The 18,430-nt window shown below is 67.4% G+C and carries 20 protein-coding genes; 9 read left to right on the top strand and 11 right to left on the bottom strand.

Going from position 1 to position 18,430, the window contains the following annotated elements; translation table 11 throughout:
• Positions 1-5 precede the first annotated feature (5 nt).
• A complete protein-coding gene (locus tag ABD156_RS12100; RefSeq protein ID WP_344270889.1) occupies positions 6-1,214 on the top strand; it encodes an MFS transporter in 1,209 nt (402 codons plus the stop codon).
• 5 nt (positions 1,215-1,219) lie between these two features.
• Positions 1,220-1,747, top strand: a complete 528-nt coding sequence (locus ABD156_RS12095) for a GNAT family N-acetyltransferase (protein WP_344270887.1) — start codon at positions 1,220-1,222, stop codon at positions 1,745-1,747.
• On the opposite strand, the gene ABD156_RS12090 is transcribed toward ABD156_RS12095, so the two are convergent.
• Positions 1,720-2,505 carry a Scr1 family TA system antitoxin-like transcriptional regulator gene (locus tag ABD156_RS12090; RefSeq protein ID WP_344270884.1) on the bottom strand — a complete coding sequence of 262 codons (786 nt, stop codon included), beginning with the start codon at positions 2,503-2,505 and terminating at the stop codon, positions 1,720-1,722. The genes ABD156_RS12095 and ABD156_RS12090 overlap by 28 nt on opposite strands.
• A 30-nt stretch (positions 2,506-2,535) precedes the next feature.
• Positions 2,536-2,799, bottom strand: coding sequence for a hypothetical protein (locus tag ABD156_RS12085; RefSeq protein ID WP_344270881.1), 264 nt, complete (start codon positions 2,797-2,799; stop codon positions 2,536-2,538).
• Positions 2,800-2,887: 88 nt separating this feature from the next.
• Between ABD156_RS12085 and ABD156_RS12080 the strand changes: the two genes are divergently transcribed.
• The 3 genes from ABD156_RS12080 to ABD156_RS12070 are packed head-to-tail and all read left to right on the top strand — an operon-like array spanning position 2,888 to position 4,965.
• Entirely contained in the window at positions 2,888-4,438 is a 1,551-nt protein-coding gene (locus ABD156_RS12080) for a helix-turn-helix domain-containing protein (protein ID WP_344270878.1), read from the top strand.
• Positions 4,439-4,456: 18 nt separating this feature from the next.
• The gene (locus ABD156_RS12075; RefSeq protein WP_344270875.1) at positions 4,457-4,828 is read left to right on the top strand and encodes a hypothetical protein; all 372 of its coding nucleotides are present in this window, start codon (positions 4,457-4,459) and stop codon (positions 4,826-4,828) included.
• Complete coding sequence (locus tag ABD156_RS12070) at positions 4,825-4,965, top strand: hypothetical protein (RefSeq protein ID WP_344270872.1); 141 nt, start codon at positions 4,825-4,827, stop codon at positions 4,963-4,965. Before ABD156_RS12075 ends, ABD156_RS12070 begins: the two co-directional genes overlap by 4 nt.
• On the opposite strand, the gene ABD156_RS12065 is transcribed toward ABD156_RS12070, so the two are convergent.
• From ABD156_RS12065 to ABD156_RS12050, 4 genes are read right to left on the bottom strand one after another with little or no spacing between them, the layout of a single operon-like run.
• A complete protein-coding gene (locus ABD156_RS12065) occupies positions 4,962-5,852 on the bottom strand; it encodes an ABC transporter substrate-binding protein (protein WP_344270870.1) in 891 nt (296 codons plus the stop codon). The genes ABD156_RS12070 and ABD156_RS12065 overlap by 4 nt on opposite strands.
• The gene (locus ABD156_RS12060; protein WP_344270867.1) at positions 5,849-6,553 is read right to left on the bottom strand and encodes an ABC transporter permease; all 705 of its coding nucleotides are present in this window, start codon (positions 6,551-6,553) and stop codon (positions 5,849-5,851) included. The genes ABD156_RS12065 and ABD156_RS12060 overlap by 4 nt, the downstream gene beginning before the upstream one ends.
• Entirely contained in the window at positions 6,550-7,242 is a 693-nt protein-coding gene (locus ABD156_RS12055) for an ABC transporter permease (RefSeq protein WP_344270864.1), read from the bottom strand. Before ABD156_RS12055 ends, ABD156_RS12060 begins: the two co-directional genes overlap by 4 nt.
• On the bottom strand, positions 7,242-8,330 hold the full coding sequence (locus ABD156_RS12050; RefSeq protein ID WP_344270861.1) for an ABC transporter ATP-binding protein: 1,089 nt from the start codon (positions 8,328-8,330) through the stop codon (positions 7,242-7,244). The genes ABD156_RS12055 and ABD156_RS12050 overlap by 1 nt, the downstream gene beginning before the upstream one ends.
• 96 nt (positions 8,331-8,426) lie before the next feature.
• Here ABD156_RS12050 and ABD156_RS12045 point away from each other — a divergent pair, with 96 nt between their 5' ends.
• Positions 8,427-9,851: a bis-aminopropyl spermidine synthase family protein gene (locus tag ABD156_RS12045; protein WP_344270858.1), complete on the top strand. Its 1,425-nt coding sequence runs from the start codon at positions 8,427-8,429 to the stop codon at positions 9,849-9,851.
• Positions 9,852-10,250: 399 nt separating this feature from the next.
• On the opposite strand, the gene ABD156_RS12040 is transcribed toward ABD156_RS12045, so the two are convergent.
• Both ABD156_RS12040 and ABD156_RS12035 read right to left on the bottom strand, forming a co-directional pair.
• Positions 10,251-11,168 carry a TIGR03620 family F420-dependent LLM class oxidoreductase gene (locus ABD156_RS12040; protein WP_344270855.1) on the bottom strand — a complete coding sequence of 306 codons (918 nt, stop codon included), beginning with the start codon at positions 11,166-11,168 and terminating at the stop codon, positions 10,251-10,253.
• Between the two features lie 55 nt (positions 11,169-11,223).
• The gene (locus tag ABD156_RS12035; RefSeq protein WP_116202557.1) at positions 11,224-12,405 is read right to left on the bottom strand and encodes an NAD(P)-dependent malic enzyme; all 1,182 of its coding nucleotides are present in this window, start codon (positions 12,403-12,405) and stop codon (positions 11,224-11,226) included.
• A 371-nt stretch (positions 12,406-12,776) separates the two neighbouring features.
• Here ABD156_RS12035 and ABD156_RS12030 point away from each other — a divergent pair, with 371 nt between their 5' ends.
• Positions 12,777-13,385, top strand: coding sequence for a dTDP-4-dehydrorhamnose 3,5-epimerase family protein (locus tag ABD156_RS12030; RefSeq protein WP_344270848.1), 609 nt, complete (start codon positions 12,777-12,779; stop codon positions 13,383-13,385).
• Here the strand turns inward: ABD156_RS12030 and ABD156_RS12025 are convergent.
• Positions 13,382-15,004 (bottom strand): GMC oxidoreductase, encoded by a 1,623-nt coding sequence (locus ABD156_RS12025; RefSeq protein ID WP_344270845.1) that lies wholly within the window; start codon positions 15,002-15,004, stop codon positions 13,382-13,384. The genes ABD156_RS12030 and ABD156_RS12025 overlap by 4 nt on opposite strands.
• A 124-nt stretch (positions 15,005-15,128) precedes the next feature.
• Positions 15,129-15,605, bottom strand: a complete 477-nt coding sequence (locus tag ABD156_RS12020) for a hotdog fold domain-containing protein (protein ID WP_344270842.1) — start codon at positions 15,603-15,605, stop codon at positions 15,129-15,131.
• Between the two features lie 86 nt (positions 15,606-15,691).
• Here ABD156_RS12020 and ABD156_RS12015 point away from each other — a divergent pair, with 86 nt between their 5' ends.
• Together ABD156_RS12015 and ABD156_RS12010 are read left to right on the top strand one after the other, a co-directional pair.
• Positions 15,692-16,282 (top strand): acid phosphatase, encoded by a 591-nt coding sequence (locus tag ABD156_RS12015; protein ID WP_344270839.1) that lies wholly within the window; start codon positions 15,692-15,694, stop codon positions 16,280-16,282.
• Position 16,283: 1 nt separating this feature from the next.
• Positions 16,284-16,766 carry a GNAT family N-acetyltransferase gene (locus tag ABD156_RS12010; RefSeq protein WP_344270837.1) on the top strand — a complete coding sequence of 161 codons (483 nt, stop codon included), beginning with the start codon at positions 16,284-16,286 and terminating at the stop codon, positions 16,764-16,766.
• Positions 16,767-16,818: 52 nt separating this feature from the next.
• On the opposite strand, the gene ABD156_RS12005 is transcribed toward ABD156_RS12010, so the two are convergent.
• A complete protein-coding gene (locus tag ABD156_RS12005) occupies positions 16,819-18,390 on the bottom strand; it encodes an alpha/beta hydrolase (protein ID WP_344270834.1) in 1,572 nt (523 codons plus the stop codon).
• Positions 18,391-18,430: the final 40 nt, after the last annotated feature.

Genomic DNA, 18,430 nt, shown 5'->3' with positions numbered 1-18,430 from the left:
CCCCCATGCCGAGCCGCTATCGCTGGGTCGTCCTGCTGCTCTGCTGGGCAGTGTTCACGATGACCTCGGTAGACCGGTCGACGTGGGGCCCGGCGTCGTCGGCGGTCAGCGATTCGCTCGGCGTCCCGCTGGCCGCGCTCGGGATCTTCGCCACCTGCTACTACATCGGCTACGTCATCTCCAACACCGCGGGCGGCTTCCTCTCCGATTGGCTGGGCAGCCGCGCCATCCTCGGCATCAGTTCCCTGGTCGCGGGCGTCCTGATGGTGGGGTTCGGCTCCACCACCTCCATTGCCTGGGGCCTGGTCCTGCAAGCCCTGCTCGGCCTCTTCGCCGGGGTCGACTTCTCCGCCGGGCTCAAGCTGATCACCACCTGGTTCCGCCCGGAGGAGCACGGCCTGGCGAGCGGCGTCTTCATGACCGCGACGTCGCTAGGAACCGTTGTAGCGAACGCCGTCGTCCCCACCCTGGTGAAGAACAGCGGCTGGCCAGTGTCGTACCACCTGTTCGGCGGAGTCACTGTCGTACTCGGCCTGCTGTGTCTGGCCTTCATCCGCAACGGCACCCCCTCGACAGACCGCCGCACCCTGCCGAACCCACGCCCGCTTTTCCGCAACCGCGACCTGCTGCTGCTGGGTTTGGCCGGTTTCGGCGGCCTGTGGGGCACCTACGGTTTCGTCACGTGGTCCAACACCCTGATGATCCGAGGCGAACACATCGACCCCGTGCGGGCGGGCGTAGTCCTGGTGATCTTCTCCGGGACGGCGGTAGTCATCAAACCGCTGATCGGCTGGCTCACCGACAAAATCGGCCTGGGCAGGCGAATCCCCATCATCGCCGTGCTCATCCTCTTCGGCGCGGCGCTGTTGGTCTTCGGTTCCCTGAACAGCTACGGCGCTTTCCTTGTCGTGGCCCCGGTTCTCGGCATCGGTGCCTACGCGTACAGCCCCCTGACCGCCGCCATGATCCCTGCCCTGACCGGCCCCCGCCTGGCCGGTTCCGCCGCCGGTGCCGTGAACGCCTTCTGGCAGCTGGGCAGCGTCATCGTGCCCGCGGTGGTGGGCCCGGTCTTCCACGCGACCGGCTCGTTCTACGCGGCTTTCCTCACCCTGGCCGCCGGACCGCTTGTAGGAGCGGCGGTTCTGCTTTTCATGCGCGACGACCGTCCAGCCCTGAAATCAATTTCCGCGCAGCCCGCCGCTCAGGGAGACTGAACGGCATGCAGATCCGCCAGTCGACCGCCGACGACGCACCCGCGATCCACGCCGTGCACACCGCCGCCTTCCGTGCCCACAACAAGGACGTCACCGGCGAAATCCCCGAAGCGAAGCTAGTCACCGAACTAACCGCGGACGGCGATCTGCTCCCCGCCCTCTCGTTCGTCGCCCACCGCGACGGCGAGCTGATCGGTCACGCCTGCTCCAGCCCAGGCCACCTCGGAGACGATCCGGAATCCGCCATCGGTTTCGGCCCGCTGGGCGTCCTCCCCGACCACCAACGCAGCGGGGCTGGCTCAGCACTGGTCCACGCGACGATCGGTGCGGCCAATGCCCTGGGGTACGGCCTGATCATCCTGCTGGGCGACCCGGGCTATTACTCCCGCTTCGGCTTCGTGCTGGCCGAAACGCTCGGCATCACGCCCCCGGTGCCGGAATGGGCTCCGCACTTCCAGGCCCTCCGGCTGGCGGCGTACGCCCCGGAAAACCGAGGAGCGTTCCGCTACGCTGCGGCCTTCGACCGGCTTTGAGCCTTCCTGAGAAGGAATTCCACAGTCTCTTGCTCGCTCAGGGCCAGCCTGCGCAGTGACGCGACCACAGGCTGATGCCTGCCGTTCTCCTTATTCTCAAAGAGAAACGTGGCAGCGTCGTGGTGTTGGCAATGCACCACGGCCGCATTAGCCGTTCGATACAGGGTAAACGGCCCCGACAGTGCGGGATGCCAGCCGACGCTCGCCGGGACGACTCGCACTATGGGACCTTCTTCCGCAGCTGCGGTTTCAGCCAGGAAACAGATCTGGCGTCCCATCGTGTCCGAGCCACCCACCACAGTGGAGAGAGCGTTTTCTCCGACATAGGCTTCAGTCGGAGCCGAACAACCGTAGGGCACGGCGGATGCCGCGATGCGGCCATATTCAGCGGTTTGCAGTACGCGAGGGATGAGGAGCGGATGCCAGGCGATCACGGCGGCGGCCGTCCGCTCGAGCGACGAGACGATGTCAGCCACCGTTTGGCCGCTATCGGCAACCCAATTCGGCCCCAGGACACCACGCGCCAAGCCGAGCAATTCTTCTTTGCGCTGACCAGTAACCCCAAGCGCGCCTAGAAGACCGGCTACATCGTCCACGCTGGGCACTCGCAGCGCCTGCTCCCAGTTCGACAAGAGCGCGGCATTGATGCCAACCCGCCGCGCTAGCTCTCGCAACCCGAACCGCGCATCGACCCGCGCGCGACGCAGCGCGGCGCCAAGGGCTCTCGCACGCGGTGTCAGCGCACTCGTGCCTCGCATGTCGTCCTCTGGTTGTTGCCGGAAAAATTCTCAACGTCGACGAGGAGCCGAGTTCCCGGGAGGAACGACCCAGCCGAGCGACTGGCGATAAATCAGGTCGCAGTACGGGCACTGCCTGAGCGGACCGTTCGCGCTTCGCTGGTCGTAGCGTTCGAACGCCGCGAAGGCGATCAGCCCGCACAGCATGGTCACCGACTGCCCCGGTTCCGGGACCGCAGCCACGTCGGTCCGATGCCAGATGCGTCCGACAACCGGGTGAATATGTGCGAGATCCAGGTAAATCACTGCATCCATCCCAACCTCCGTCGTCGCTCGCCGGTGTCCTTGCCCAAGGTTCGCCGGGGCTGCCGACAGCGGCTATCGCGATCTTTCAGTGGAAAAAATGCGCGCGACGCATACGCGCCGCGCATATCGACTGTCTAGGCTGGTGACACACGGAGCCACAGACACTTCACACGAAGTAAGGACCGGGTACGAGATGGGGATACGCCCGACCGCGCAGCACTGTCGCTGCGGAGCGCGGCTGGCCGGAGATCACCGCGGCAGCCTGTGCTCGGCCTGCCGCGACCAGCGGCGGAACACGCTGGTCAGCGCCCCGAACGTACCGGTGGAATTCTGGCACACCGACCAGGTTCGGGAGGCGGTCGACGCCTGGCACATGGGCCGGGTCATCCAGGCCTACCGCTACCACCCGTGGCACGGTCGCCCGCTGTCACAGGGTGTGGTCGCGGGATGGTTCGGCCTCACGCAGCCGCAACTGAGCCGGATCGAGAACGGGCCGGCTCCGCAAGACCTCGCCACGCTCATACAGTGGGCTGGTGTTCTTCGAATCCCGGTCGACCTGTTGTGGTTCAAGGTGCCAACCGCCGGCCCAGACCCGGAGCCCGTGGTCGACGAAGGGCGAGACGACGTGAACCGTCGCGAAGTGTTGCGCCTGCTGAGCCTCGCCAGCAGCCTGCTCGCCCTACCCGCCGCGGATCAGCTTGATCTCGACCGGCTGGAGGCCGCCGGGTCCCGCCCGGCCAAGCTCGATCCGGGAACGCTCGACGAATACGGCAAGGTCAACGAGCGGCTCTGGCAGGCTTTCGCGCAATCCAAGTCCAAACGCCTGGCTTCCCCGGTGGTGCGCAGCCAGCTGTCCGTTCTCAACCAGGCACTGCACGAGCCGCAAACTCAGGCCGGGCGACGGCGGCTGTGCCAGCTCGCGGGAGACTTGTTCCAGCTCTGCGGCGAGATCTTCTTCGACAGCGACCAATACCCGGACGCGGCGCAGTGCTACTCCTTGGCCGCGAATGCCAGCAAGGAGGCGGAAGCCTTCGATCTATGGGCCTGTGCCCTGACCAGGCACGCCTTTCTTGGTGTCTACGAGCGCCGATTCACTGACGCGGCACCGCTTCTCAACGGCGCTGCCTTCCTCGCCAAACGCGGCGACTCCGGCCTTGCTACCCGGCCCTGGGTCGCTGCGGTGCAAGCACAGACCTATGCGGGGCTCGGCGACCTCACAGCATGCGAGCGCGCCCTCGACGCGGCCGAACAGGTCACGCACCTCAGCGGCCCAGCGCGCACGAGCGGCTGGCTGCGGTTCGAAGGTTCGCGGCTGGCCGAAGAACGCGGCCGCTGCTACGTCGAGCTGCGCCGCCCCGAACTAGCGGAAGTCGCGCTTGCCGACGCGCTCGACCGGACCGTTTCCGCCCGCAGGCGAGGAAGTCTTCTGGCTGACCTCGCCTTGGTCGGCGTACAGCGCCGAGACACCGACCAGCTCGTCATGTACGGCAACGCCGCTCTCGACGCCGCCCGGCAAACCGGCTCGGCCGGCTACGTGGGGCGGATGCTGCACAACCTCCGGCCGCAACTGAAGCCGTTCCTGGCAGACGGTCACGTCCGGCATCTCGACCAGCAAATCGTCCAGCTCAAGACCGTCTCGGTCGTCTGACCTGCAAGGAGCGCCATCGTGCCTGAGGAACCCGGCCGGATCTTCCGCGAAGCCTGGATTGCCGGCGTCAAGCGGCATTTCCCCGGCGAGCCCAAGCCTGGTTACGTCACGCCGTGGGAAGAAACGCCAGGATGGGAGCGAGCCAGCGCCGCCGCGGTCTACGCGCAGGTTCGTCAGTTCGTCGAGATTTCCGGTGGCAGCACTGCGAAACTGAGCCGCTCACAGAAGAGCCGCTTCGTGGCGTTGTGCTGGATCGCGCAGATTCACCAGCACATCCCGGACCCGAAGCCAGCGTATGTCGCGGACTGGGATCAGCTCCCGCAGTGGCAGCAGGAGACCGACGCGGACATTTTCGAGGCTATCGAGAAAGCAGTGATCCCCGAGCAGTGACAGAGGAAGAATACGTCGACAACCTCGAAGACGAACGCCGCCACTTCGCCTGGGTCATGCAGCACCGCGGCGAGCTCTACTGGACCAAGCACCCAGAGCTACTCAACCCACCACCCGAATACACCGCGCTCAGCTAAGACTTCAACCCATTCCGCCGCAAAAACTCCTCAGCGACATCCTTGGCGTTCCGCTTCTCATCCGTGTACTGCACATTCAACTCAGTCAACTGCTCAGTAGTCAACGCCGCCGAAACCCGGTTCAACGCAGCCGTCTCGGCGTCGTTCAGCGTGCCCCGCGACACCAACGGCACGATGTTCTGCGCCGGGAACATGTGCTTGTCATCCTCCAACGGCACAAACCCATTGGACGCAATAGTCGCCGACGTGCTGAACAAATCCGCTACCTGCACATCGCCCGACTTCAGCGCCGCCACCGTCACCGGGCCGCCGGTGTCCGTGGTGCGGATTTCCTTGAATTCGCACCCGTACAGTTGCTTGATCCGGTCCTTCCACCGACTGCTCCACTGCCCCGGCCCGCCCATCACCAGGTCCTTGCAGCGCGGTCCCAGGTCGGAGAACGTCTTCACCCCGGTGGCCGCGAGTTCCTTGCCCACCACGAGCAAATCCTTGTCCTGCGCGGGTGACTGCGCGAGAACTTCAAAGCCAGCCGGGATCTTCTGCTTCAGCTGCGCATAGACATCTTCCGAAGTGGTCGCCGGGGTGTTCTTGTCGAAATACCGAAGCAGGTTCCCCGAGTAATCCGGCACCACCGACAAAGACTTGTCTTGCAACGCTTTCACGACAACCTCGCGGCTGCCCACCGGCGGCCGGACCGTCACGTTGTGCGCGCCGACATTGCGCAGAGCCCCGGCATAAATTTGGGCCAGCAAAGAGCTTTCCCCGACATCGGAAGCACCGATGATGATATCGCCGGTACTGCCGCCCTCACCGCCGCCGGACAGCGGGTTTCCGCATGCCGACGCCAGCAGTGCCAAGCCGGCGACCAGGATCCCCCACCGTTTCACGCTGCTCCTCCCGCAGCCACTGCCCGGCCGGACGCCGCCTGTGCGGCCAGCCGGACCCCCTTGGGCACCAACGCCCGCTGCGCCGCGGCGAGCAGCAGGTCGACCACGATCGCCAGCAGGGCGGTGAGAATCGCGCCCGCGACGACCTCGGTGTAGTCCAAAATGGCCAGTCCGTCGAGCAGGAACCGGCCCAGGCCGCCGAGTCCGACGTACGCGGCCACCGCCGCGGTCGCGATCAGCTGCAGTACCGCGTTGCGGATTCCGCCCAGCACCAACGGAAGCGCGATCGGCACCTCGACTTGCCACAGCCGCTGCCAGCCGGTCATCCCGATACCCTGCGCGGCGTCGACGACATCGTGTTCAGCCGCCTGCAGACCGGCGTACGTCCCAGCCAGCACCGGCGGGATCGCCAGCACTACCAGGCCGATGATCGTCGCCGTGGTGCTTTCGGTGAAGAGCAGGAACAGGAACGTGACGAGCCCGAGCGTCGGCAGCGCGCGGATCGCGTTGCCGACACCGACCAGCACGACGCCGCCGCGGCCGGTGTGGCCGACGAACAGTCCGATCGGGATCGCGATCACCAGCGCGATGACCAGCGCCAGCGCGATGTAGCCGACATGCTGGGCCAACCGAGCGAGAATGCCGCCCGAGCCCTGCCAGTTCGCGGCTGTGGTGAACCAGGTGAAAACGTCGCCGATCATCCCGCCACCTCCGCGGCCGGCGCGCGACCCGCTCTCTCCCAGGGCGTCAACAGATTGCGCAGCACCACCAGCAGCAGGTCGACGATCAGCGCGAGCAGCATCGTCAGCACGATTCCGACCACGATCGGCGAGAAGTACTCCCGCTGGAATCCGTCAGTGAACAGCACGCCCAGCGCGCCGGTCCCGATCAGCGCGCCGACGCTGACCAGGCTGATATTGCTCACCGACGCCACCCGGACCCCGGCCGCGAGCACCGGTACCGAGAGCGGCAGTTCGACGCTGAAGAACCGGCGCGGCTCGCGATACCCGATCGCCGTGGCGGCCGCGACGATGTGCGGCGGCACGGCTTCCAGCGCGTCGAGCACCGGACGCACCAGCAGCGCGGTGGTGTAGATCGTCAGCGCGACGATCACGTTGACGCTGTCGAGAATCTTCGTGCCGATAATGCCGGGAATCACCACGAAAAGCGCCAGCGACGGAATCGTGTACAGCAGATTCCCCACTACCAGCAGCACACTGCGCGCGGGCCGCCAGCGATGCCCGAGCCAGCCGAGCAGGATCGCCAGCACGATGCCCGCGACCAGCGGCACCAGCGCGAGATAGATGTTCTCGAGGAGATTGGAGAGAATCTCGTCGCGGTTGTTGGCGCTCGAAAGGTACCGGCCGAGCTCGCCGAAGAAGTCGCCCATCAGGACGCCTGCGGGGAGGCCTCGATTACATCCAAGACCTGGTGCGCGACCACCGTCCCGAGCACGCGGTTCTCCTCGTCTACGACGACGCCGAGGCTGGCGGGCGACGACAGCGCCGCGTCGAGCGCCCCGCGGATCGGCGTGCCCTGCACGTACAGCGATCCGCCTGCCACGAGGTCGGTTTCCGCGAGCGGACCGTCCACAGTGGATCCTGGCGGCAGCCACCCGCGCGGCTGCTTCTCGTCGTTCACCGCGAGCAGCCAGCCCTCCGACAGACCGTCGACCTTGCTGCCGAGATCGATCGTGCGAGCCGGCGACACCTCGACGCCGCTCGCCGGAAGGAACGAAAGCCCGCGATACCCACGATCGCGGCCGACGAACGACGCGACGAAGTCGTCCACCGGATGCCGCAGCACCTCAGCCGGAGTGCCGTACTGCGCGAGCTTCCCGCCGACGCGCATCACCGCGACCTTGTCGCCGAGCCGCACAGCCTCGTCGATGTCGTGCGTGACGAACACGATTGTCTTGCCCAGCTGGGATTGCAGCCGCAGCAGCTCGTCCTGCAGCCCTTCGCGAACCACCGGGTCAACCGCCGAAAACGGCTCGTCCATCAACAACACCGGCGAATCGGCCGCGAGCGCACGGGCCACGCCGACACGCTGCTGCTGCCCACCGGACAGCTGCGCCGGATACCGCTTCCCCAGCTCCGTCGGGAGCCCGACCGTCTCCAGCAGCTCACCCGCGCGAGCGCGCGCCTTGCGTTTGTCCCATCCGGACAGCAGCGGCACGGTGGCGATGTTGTCGAGCACTGTCCGGTGTGGAAAGAGGCCGGCATGCTGGATCACATAACCGATGCCGCGGCGCAGCACCGCCGGGTCGCCTTCGCTGACGTCCTTGCCGTCCAGCAGCACCGCGCCCGAGGTGGGCTCGACCATCCGGTTGATCATCCGCAGCGAGGTGGTCTTGCCGCAACCGGAGGGTCCGACGAACACCGTGATCGTGCCGTCTTCCACGGTGAGCGAGAGGCCGTCGACCGCGACCGTGCCGTCCGGATAGCGTTTGACGACATCTCGGAATTCGATGGTCACAGACTTCTCCCCACGTCCGGTGCAGAGTCCGACGGTAGCCCACTCGCGCGGCCTTGGCAGCCCGTCCCGCAGGGTGGCCGACTAGTCTGGGACCCCGTGACCGCCCTAGACGACGTCCTCGCCGCACACGGCGCCGCCGTCCGCCCGCTCTACGAAGTGCTAGGCCTGCTGCGCAGCGGCTCGTACGAACTGCCCGACCTAGTGCGGCTCACCGCCGCCCCGCGCCGAAGCGTCGAAGACCTTCTCGCGGCGCTGGAACCGGACCTGGAGCGCTCCCCCGCCGGCGTCCGAATCGCCCCCGACTCGCGCCCCGCCTACGCCGCTTACTCCCTGCCTCCTTTGCCCGACCCCCTCGACGCCGCAGTCGCGGACCAGCCCGCCCTGCTCACCATGCTGGCCGAACGAATCGCCGCCGTCCCGCCGCCGCTGGCCGCCCTGGACCACGTGCAAGCGACCCCCGAGACGGTGCTGCGCCGCGCATTGTGGCTGAACTCTCGCTACGACCTCCGCCGCAGCAAGGTCCTGTTCCTGGGCGACCACGACCTGACTTCCCTTGCCGTGCGCGCAGTGTGCCCGGACGCCGAACTGTCCGTAGTGGACCTGGACGAACGCGTCCTGTCCTACCTGGACACCACCGGCGAACGCACCATCTTCACCGCCCACGCCGACCTGCGCGTCGGCCTGCCTCCCGCTCTCACCGGCAAAGCAGACCTAGTCTTCAGCGATCCGCCCTATACCCCCGAAGGCATGGGCCTCTTCGCCGCACGCGCAGTGCAAGCTTTGAAGGAACCCACCGAAGGCCGAATCCTGCTGGCCTACGGCTACAGCCCGCGCCACCCCGCCCTAGGCGCACAGGTACAACGCTCGCTCGCCACTCTGGGCCTCACCTTCGAAGCGATCCTCCCGGACTTCAACCGCTACACCGGCGCACAAGCAATCGGCAGCGCAGCGGACCTTTACATCTGCCAGCCGACTGCGAAGGCCAAGAAATCGTTCGCCCGCAAGGGAAGCTCCGCGATCTACACCCACGGCCCGCAATCAGTGGAATCGGCCGCCACCAAACCGGGCCTCCTGGCAGCCGCCCGAGAAATCGCCTCCCAAGGCGGCCTCGCCCTGGAAACCCGCCCGGTCGGCTGGGCCACGTCCGGCCCCGAGGGCGACGCCGTCGCGATGGACCTCTCGGCTGATCCAGGCCCCTGGCTCCTGCGCACCCTGCTGGGCACGAACGCCCGCCGCCTGGCGCTGCTGGTGCCGAACAACCACCCCGACCTCGCAGACGCTGCCGCACAAGCAGCCCTGACCTCGCTGGTAGCGGACAAGTACCGGCTGCGCCTGCTCCGCAGCACCCCGGACAACCGCCACGCAATCGTCGCGGCAGACGTAGTGGACCACCCGTCCGACCTGCTGACTCGCGCCCACGCAAGACTGGCGAACGCCGCACTGAACGTCCCCGAGGACCTAGCGGACCTACGCCTGGTAGACGTCCCCCGACACCGACTGGCAGAACTACTCCCCGGCTAACCCCGCGCTCGAGTGGGCGGCCAGCTTGCAGTCCCCCCGCCGCCGAGCCGCCCGCCGAAAGCACGCCGCTGCCGTGAGGGGAACCCCCACGGACTCAGAGTCCCTCAGGGTTCCCCTCACAGCCCGCCTCTGTCCGTGAGGGGAACCTTCACGGACTTAGATTCCCTCAAGGGGCCCTTCACAGCCAGCCACGCCGCCAAACCGCACCGGTGCACCCAACGAAACCAGGCACCCACACCACCCCCGCACCCCGATACGAAGCCAGAAATGCAGTCTGCGGGGGCTTGTCAAGGCATCTTTCCCGCCTTGACAAGCCCCCGCAGACTGTCATCACAATGGGCTTCGGGGTGCCCCCAACGAGAACGGGCGCAATGTCGCCGCCAGGCGACGAGCCGCCCTCTAAAACAACCCCTCCGCCAACTCCCGATAAACCCCCATCACCTCATCGTCGTAAACCTGCAACCGCACCCCAGGCAACCCAGGATGCGTCTGGTACTTCTCCGTAATCACCTGCACCACAACATGATCCGCCCCAGCCGCCCGATGCTCCCCCAACCGCGCGGCAACCGCGGAAACATCCCCCACCGCCACGAGATCGCCAATCAACCGATCAGACCCAGCCAAATCCTCCTCCGAATACCCCAACCGCCGCAAATTGCTCACATAATTAACCAACCCCAAATAAGGATTCCGAACCCGCCCCCGAGCCGCCTCTAGACCCCGAACCACGTCCGAATCCACCATCACCTTCTGCTCCGGCGCGACAAACCCAGCAGAACCCACCGTCTCCCGAGCAACCCGAGTATGCGAAGGCGGAACCAAATACGGCACCACCCCACCAGCCCGCTCAGCAGCCAACCTCAACATCCGCGGCCCTAACGCAGCAAGCACCCGCCCGGAAACCGGCACCCCACCCGCATCCAGCACGTCAAGAAACCGCCGAACCGCGTCCATCGGCCGCTCATACCCCGCCGACTGCTCCCGATGCCCAACCCCGATCCCGAGCACAAACCGCCCGGGAAACCTCGAAGCCACCCGCTGATATGAGCGAGCCAGCACCGCCGGATCCCCCGACCACACATTGACGATGCTCGACCCCACCACCAACGACTCGGTAGCCGCCAGCAGCTCGTCAATCCCGGCCAGATCCACCCCAGGACCACCGAGCCACAGCCCCGAATACCCCAACTGCTCGATCTCGGCAGCCATCGCCGGAGTCGTCAACGCCCCGACCTGCCAAACGCCGTATCCGCGCAATCCGATCTTCATGAAACCCACCGTGCCGACCAAAAAATGGACCAGCAAGTCCAAAAGCATCACACAAGAAAGGCCCCCGGCAACCAACGCCAAGGGGCCTTCCCGCACAAGACCGTCAGCCAGTCACGCCGTCCTGCTCAGCAGCCTTGGCCACCGCAGCAGCGACCTCAGGCGCGACCCGAGGATCCAACGGACTCGGCACGATCCGATCCCGCCCAAGATCGTCCGAAGCCACCGCCACGATCGCCTCCGCGGCAGCCAGCTTCATGTTCTCCGTGATCGCCCGAGCCCCAGCATCCAACGCCCCGCGGAACACCCCGGGGAACGCCAGCACGTTGTTGATCTGATTAGGAAAGTCACTGCGCCCAGTGGCGACAATCGCCGCGTGCTGCGCGGCAACCGCCGGATGCACCTCCGGGTCCGGATTGGACAGCGCGAACACGATCGAGTCATCCGCCATCGTCGACAGCAGCGAGGGATCGATCGTCGCGCCGGACAACCCGAGGAACACATCGGCCCCGCGCAACGCCTCGGCCAACCCGCCGGTCAGCCCGGCCTTGTTCGTGGTCTCCACCAGCTGCCGCTTGATCGGGTTCAGGTCCTCGCGTCCCGCGTGGACGATGCCGCGCGAATCAAGCACCGTCACGTCCGCGACGCCGGCCGCGAGCAGGATCTTCGCGCAGGCCACCCCAGCCGCGCCGGCCCCGGACACCACGACCCGCTCGCCGGCGATGTCGCGGTCGAGCACCAGGTTCGCCCCGCGCAGCGCGGCGAGGGTGACGATCGCGGTGCCGTGCTGGTCGTCGTGCATGACCGGGCAGTCGAGCGCTTCCTTGAGCTTGTCCTCCAGCTCGAAGCAGCGCGGCGCGGAAATGTCTTCGAGGTTGACCGCGCCGAACGACGGGCGCAGCCGGACCAGGGTCTCGACGATCTCGTCGACGTCGGTGGTGTCGAGCACCAGCGGGATCGAGTCCAGCCCGCCGAAGGTCTTGAAGAGGACCGATTTGCCCTCCATGACCGGCAGCGAAGCGCTCGCGCCGATGTCCCCGAGGCCGAGCACCGCGGTGCCGTCGCTGACCACTGCCACGAGCCGGTCCGCCCAGGTGTACCGCTTCGCCTTGGCCGCGTCCTCGGCGATCGCGCGGCTCACCTTCGCCACGCCGGGCGTGTAGGCGATCGAGAGGTCGCGCGGGTCGGAGATCGGCCGGGTCGCCGCCACGGAGAGCTTGCCGCCCTCGTGCCCGGTGAAGATCTCGGCGTCGGTCACGGCCGCGACGGTGCTGGCCTGGTCGGTCATCGGGGTTCCTGTCGTGGGAATGACGGAAGCGGGCGGATGGGTCTGGGTCATCGAACGTACTCCTGGGACTGCGAGCGGGGGACCACCTGGTCGACGGGCGAACACGCCCGTCGCGTGTGGGAACTCGTCCTCCGGACGGCAGCCCAGCGCGGTAGCGCCGGCCTGTCGGCGAGGCGTCTGCACGGCCATCCGATCCGTGGGGTGTGGCGATGGCCGCCGACGCTGCGGTTCGTCAATCATGACAGGCCCCCGGTCGCACCCGACCCCTCGGTGCGGCTCATGTCACAGATTCGCGATTCCCAAGACGTCCGTCCGGTTTCGGAAGCAGTTCCGTTCCGCCTCCGGAAATCGCACTCGATATGGTGACGGCCATGGACTTCCGCCCGCTCAAGGTCCCCGACGCTTTCGAGTTCGTCCCGCGCGTGTTCCCGGACGAACGCGGGCTGTTCGTCGCGCCGTTCCAGGAGGAGGCGATCGTCCGCGCGGCCGGGCACCCGCTGCGGGTCGCGCAGACGAACCACAGCGTTTCCCGCGCGGGCTCGATCCGCGGCGTGCACTTCGCCGACACCCCGCCGGGACAGGCGAAGTACGTCTACTGCCCGAGCGGTTCGCTGCTGGACGTGGTGGTGGACCTGCGCGTCGGCTCGCCGACGTTCGGCGAGTGGGACTCGGTACGGCTCGACTCGGCCGAATTCCGCGCGGTGTACGTGGCGGAAGGAATCGGGCACGCCTTCATCGCGCTGGAAGACAACACCGTGATGGCCTATCTCTGCTCGGAGCCGTACAACCCGGCGGGCGAGCACGGCATCAACCCGCTCGACCCGGCGCTGGACCTGCCGTGGCCCGCCGGACTGGCGCCCATTGTGTCCGAAAAGGACAAAGCAGCGCCGACCCTGGCCGAAGCGCTCGACCAGGGCCTGCTGCCCTCGTACGCGGATTGCGTGGCGTACTACGAAAAGCTGCGGTCAGCGCACCGCTAGGCGCGCACGCCGTCCTCGGCGATGACCCGTTCGATATTGCGCTCGGCCAGCGCGGTGATCGTCACGAACGGGTTCACGCCGGTGCTGCCGGGAATCAGCGAACCGTCCATCACGTACAGGTTCCGGTAGCCCTTCACGCGCCCGTAGTTGTCGGTCGCGTCGCCGAGCACCAATCCGCCGAGCGGGTGGTAGGTGAAACGGTTCTCGAACGCCCGCGTGTCGCCGAAGAGGTCGTAGCGGTAGATCGTGGAGTTCGCCTTGTTGATCCGGTCGAACAACGATTTCGCCGCGTCGATCGACGGCTGCCCCTGGTCCGGCGTCCACTGCAGTTTCGCCGAATCGCTGGCGGCGTCGTAGGCGAAGTGGCCGCGTTCGGGGTTCTTGGTGATCGCCAGGTACAGGCTCGCCCACGTCTCCAGCCCGGCGGGCACCGGCGCGATCTCGGCGAACACCGGATGCGTCGGGTTGTCCCAGTCGTCGATGCCGAGCGCGGGCATCCCGGCTTCGAGGCTGCCGGTCGTGTCCCACACGTGGTTGGCGCGGCCGAGCATCACGTTGCCGTTGGTGCCCCAGCCCTGGCCGACGGCCTCGGACAGCCGCGGCAGCCGTCCGGTGTCGCGGGCGCGCACCAGCAGTTCGGTCGAGCCAAGGCTGCCCGCGCCGAGGAACAGGTACTTCGTGGACAGGTGCTTGGTGGAGAGCACGTTGCCGAGCGCGTCGGACTCGCGCACGACGAGCGTGTACGTGCCGTCCTGCTGCTGAATGATCTCGCGGACCTCGCTCAGCGTCTGGATCGTCACGTGCCCGGTGCCGAGCGCGGCGGCGAGATACGTCTTGTCCAGCGAGCGTTTGCCGTGGTTGTTGCCGTAGATGACCTCGGACGCCAGCGCCGAGCGCTCGACGGTGCCGGCCTCTTCCTGCTTCATGTAGTCGAAGTCGTAGACGCTCGGCACGAACGTGGTCTTCAGCCCGGTCTTCTGCGCGGCTTTCCGGGAAACGCGGGCGAACTGATACGACTTGCAGGTCTCGAACCAGTCCTCGTCGATGTGGTTCACGCCGAGGCCCGCGTTGGCGCGCGGGTAGTACTTGCCGTACATCTCGTCGGCGTCCACCTGCGGCAGGATTTCCTCGAAGTACGAACGCTTCGGCTGCACCGCCATCGCGCCGTTCACCAGCGATCCGCCGCCGACGCCGCGCCCGACGTACACCGACATCCCGCCGTAGTTCACCCGGTCCAGCACCCCGGCGTACGGATCGATGTCGTGGTTCGCGATGTCCAGCCACAGGAACGACGCGAGCGGCGCTTCAGTGCGCTTCTTGAACCACATCGACCGCCGGTCCGGCTTCAGCATGTCGCAGAAGACCTTGCCGTCCGGGCCCGCTTCGTTCCACAGCTGGCCCATTTCGAGCATCACCGTGGGCACGCCCGCCTCGCCGAGCCGCAGCGCGGTGACCGCCGCGCCGTACCCGGTGCCGATCACCACCGCGGGCGAGTAGTCCGGCAGCGGCGCGACGGTGGCCGCGCGCGCGGTCGTCGCCGAAATGCTGGTCAGTCCGAGGGCCGCGGCGGAGTTCAGCGCGGCGAGGCCGAGGAATCGGCGACGGTTGAGGGAGGCCATGCCCGGCATGCTGACGTGGCGCGGAGCACCCTGGCAAGGCTAAAACGAACGCTATTCGCATTTGCCCAGTAAACGGTGTTAAGTTTCACTCGGCCGGGGTAACGGGACGTACAGGTTTCGCCGGTCAGGCGGCTTTCCGGGGCGTGACCCACACCGTGATCGTCGCGGTGACCACCTCAGTCCCGCGGGAGTCCACGATCCGCACCGGAACCGGAAGATCGAATCCCTCGGAGCCGAACTCGGGGATCTCCGGCAATTCGGCGATCGCCCGCAGCCCGGTTTCGGCTTTCGCGACGTAACTCACTTCCATGCCCTTGGGCAGCCACCGGTGCGTGGCCGGGACGGTGGCCTCGGCCAGCATGCCCATCGCGATCTCGGCGAGGTTGCAGGCGGCGATCGCGTGGAAGGTCCGGATGTGGTTGTGCACACCCCACCACTTCGGCGCGGTCACCGAACAGTGCCCCGGACGGATCTCCCTGATGCTCGGCAGGACGGTGCCGAAGTAGGGCACGCGCAAGCACATCGCGGCGGAAAACAGCTGCTTGCCACCGGGTTTGGCGGCCAGCTTGCGCCACAGCCCGTACGTCGACGGCGTACCCATCAGTCCTCCCGAAGTGAAGTTACTCATCAGTAGCGAAGCACACGACGAGCCTGCCGGGCAAACCCGCCCCGGCTATATTCGGCCGCGTGGCACATCGGCTCTTTCTTCTCCGGCACGGCCAGACCGAATGGTCGTCGAACGGCAAGCACACCGGACGCACCGACATCCCGCTGACTCCGGCGGGCGAGGACCAGGCGCGCGCGGCGGGCGGCACCCTGCGAACCCTGCTCGGCGGGCCGGGGCTGGTGCTTTCCAGCCCGCGCGGCCGCGCGCTGCGCACGGCGGAACTCGCCGGCCTGCGCGTGGACGAGGTCACCGAGGACCTGGCCGAATGGGACTACGGCGACTACGAAGGCGTCACCACGCCGGAAATCCGCGAGACGGTTCCGGACTGGACCGTCTGGACCCGCCCGATCCCCGGCGGCGAAAGCGCGCAGGACGTACAGGCGCGCGCGGACAAGGTGCTCGACCGGGCCCGGCGCGAAATCGAGAACGGCGACGTCGTCCTGGTCGGACACGGGCACTTCAGCCGCGTGCTCGTCGCGCGCTGGCTCGGCCTGCCCGGCACCTCGGGTGTCCACTTCGGACTGGACCCGGCCGGTCTCGCGGTGCTCGGCGACGAGCGCGGCGAACCGCAGATCGAGCACCTGAACCTGCTGCCCGCCCTGGAGGGATGAAGTGACCGACCCCCGCGTACGGCGGATCCGGCCGGAAGACGTCGACGCCGTCGTGGAGCTCGTCTACGCGCTGGCCGAGTACGAACGCGCCCCGCAGGAATGCCATCTCACCTCCGAGCAGTTGCACGGCGCGCTGTTCGGCAAGGCCCCGGCGCTGTTCGGCCACGTGGCCGAAGTGGACGGCGAGATCGCCGGATTCACCTTGTGGTTCTTGAACTTCTCCACCTGGCGCGGCACGCACGGGATCTACCTGGAAGACCTGTACGTGCGCGAGGAGCAGCGCGGTTCGGGCCTCGGCAAGGTGCTGCTGGCGACGCTGGCCGCGGAGTGCGTGGACAAGGGCTATCACCGGCTGGAGTGGTCGGTGCTCAACTGGAACCCGGCGGTCGGGTTCTACCGGGCGCTCGGGGCATTGCCGCAGGACGAGTGGTCGGTGTACCGGCTGACGGACGAGCCGTTGAAGGTGCTCGCCAAAGAAGCGTGAGACTCGTGAGTGCCTACGCCGGTTCTCACCGGCATAGGCACTCACGAGCCACTTACGGCAACGGCAGCCCCGGCAGGCTCTGATCCGCCGGAACCACGCCGTCGACCAGATACTCGTCGACCACCTTGTCCACGGCCTTGTTGCCGCCGATCCCGTAAATCCCGTGGTCGCCTTCTCCGGTCACAGTCAGCATCCGCGAGTTCTGGAACGCGGCATGCGCCTTCCGCGCGCCTTCGATCGGCGTGGCCGGGTCGTGTTCGGACTGGACGATCACCACCGGCGGCACGCCCTTGCCGTTCAGCACCGGCATCGGCCGCGGCTTGCCCGGCCAGAAGGCGCAGACCTGGAGCCCCATCCACAGCGAGCTGTGCAGCGTCACGCCCCGGTCGAGGTACTCCTGCGACCGGCGGATCAGCGACTGCCGATTACCCGTCCACGGCCCGTCATTGCACAAGGTGGTGATCAGCGTCGCCGCCATGGCGTCATCGGAACCGGCCGTCGTGTCCAGCGGACCGGCGTTCTTCTTCTCCGACAATGTCTTGCCGAGCGCCGTGCGGGCGTCGTCCTTGGCTTGCGCCGAGGACCGCGCGTCGGTCAGCGTCTTGACCTTGACCAGCGTCGAGGCGATCAGCGGGAACTGGCTCTTGGCCTTCAGCGCGCCGACGAGGAACGAGTCCAGCGCGACCGCGCCGATCTTCGTGCCGTTCGGCTCGACCGGCTCGCGGGTCAGCGCGTACCGGACGCTCTCGTAGGTTTGCCGGGCCGCCTCTCCGCTCGTGCCGAAGTGGTACCTGGCGTCGTAGCGTGCTAGCCACGGCAGGAAGTCCTGCCGCCAGCGGCGTTCGTAGCCCTCCGGCTGATAGTCGAACGACTGCTGCCAGCTGCCGGTGAACTGGGTCGAGGAGTCCAGCACGAACCGGCCGGTGTGCTGCGGGAACTGCTGGGCGTAGTGCGCGCCGAGCCAGGTGCCCGCCGAGTACCCGATCCAGTTGATCCGCTCCCGGCCGAGCAGCGTCCGCAGCAGGTCGAGATCCCGGACGTTCTGGAAGGTGCTGATCAGCTCCCCCAGCTCGCCCGCGGCCTGGTGGCAAGCGATCGCCGTGTACCGGGTCGCGTCGACGATCTGGTTCAGGTTGCGCGGATCCCGGTTACGCGGGTCGAGATCGGCGCCGGTGCCGAACGCACCGCCGCAGGTGACGTTGGTGCTGCGGCCGGTGCCCCGGGTGTCGATGCCGATGATCTCCTGGTGCTCGCGCAGTTTGTTCTGGCCGCGCAGCAGCACCGGGAACCAGCGGCCGGGACCGCCGGGGCCGCCCGGGTTGGTGAGCACCGACGCCGTGGTGGCGCCGGTGGACTTGAGCCTGCTGATCGCGATGGTCAGCTCCTGCCCGTCGTCCGGGCGGTCCCAGTCCCGGGGCGTGCGGTAGCTGGAGCATTCGAGCCCCGAGATGTCGGTGCCCGGCGGCAGATCGGCCAGCTCGCCCGGCGCGCAGGCGTGCCAGTCCAGCGTTTGAGCGGTGTAGCGGGCCGGGCTCTCCGCGGTGCCCGCCGCCGCCGGCATCGCTCCGGCGAGCAGCCCGCACACGACCGCTGTGCTGGTCACGACGAGACGCAGTCTCCTCATGGGTTCCCCTCTTCGGAATTCGGATGAATTCGGTTGCGCA

This window comes from Amycolatopsis albidoflavus (genome assembly GCF_039525725.1).
Classification (GTDB): domain Bacteria; phylum Actinomycetota; class Actinomycetes; order Mycobacteriales; family Pseudonocardiaceae; genus Amycolatopsis; species Amycolatopsis albidoflava.
The sequence above is the reverse complement of the archived record's forward strand: the minus strand, read 5'-3'. Positions and strand labels throughout refer to the sequence as shown.